This is a genomic window from Psychrobacter sp. AOP7-A1-24, from assembly GCF_052376235.1.
Classification (GTDB): domain Bacteria; phylum Pseudomonadota; class Gammaproteobacteria; order Pseudomonadales; family Moraxellaceae; genus Psychrobacter.
Window position 1 is genome coordinate 1 of sequence record NZ_JBQSVM010000117.1, and the last position, 362, is coordinate 362.

1 protein-coding gene is annotated in these 362 nt (G+C 36.5%); it reads left to right on the forward strand.

What is annotated here, in order from left to right; translation table 11 throughout:
* Positions 1-113: 113 nt before the first annotated feature.
* A partial coding sequence (locus ACT3QQ_RS13970) for a hypothetical protein (RefSeq protein WP_444528437.1) occupies positions 114-362 on the forward strand: 249 nt, incomplete at its 3' end.

A 362-nucleotide genomic window follows, 5' to 3' on the forward strand; every position in this document is an offset into this window, starting at 1 on the left:
CGTTCATTTAGATGACAATGATGCGGTATGGGTAGATAATAGGTGGCAGATGGAATAGTATCTGGCTGGGCTTAGATGACAGCAAGTTAAAAAGCAAATGAGGATATAAACCGATGTTAATTATCAAACTGACTGATAGCAAAGAAACTTTAGATGATATCGAGAAAATATGTCTATATCTAACCACACATAAAAAATTATTGCCTTTACTAACTACGGAAGAAGACCACGACCTTGCTTATATCTTAAAGCCGACGTTTAAAGCGGATCATAACGAATCTGAAAAGAAAGCGCACTGGGAAAAACTCTTTAATGAGTTTACGCTAGCTGATAGTAATGGCGATGAACTGCGTTTTTATAGA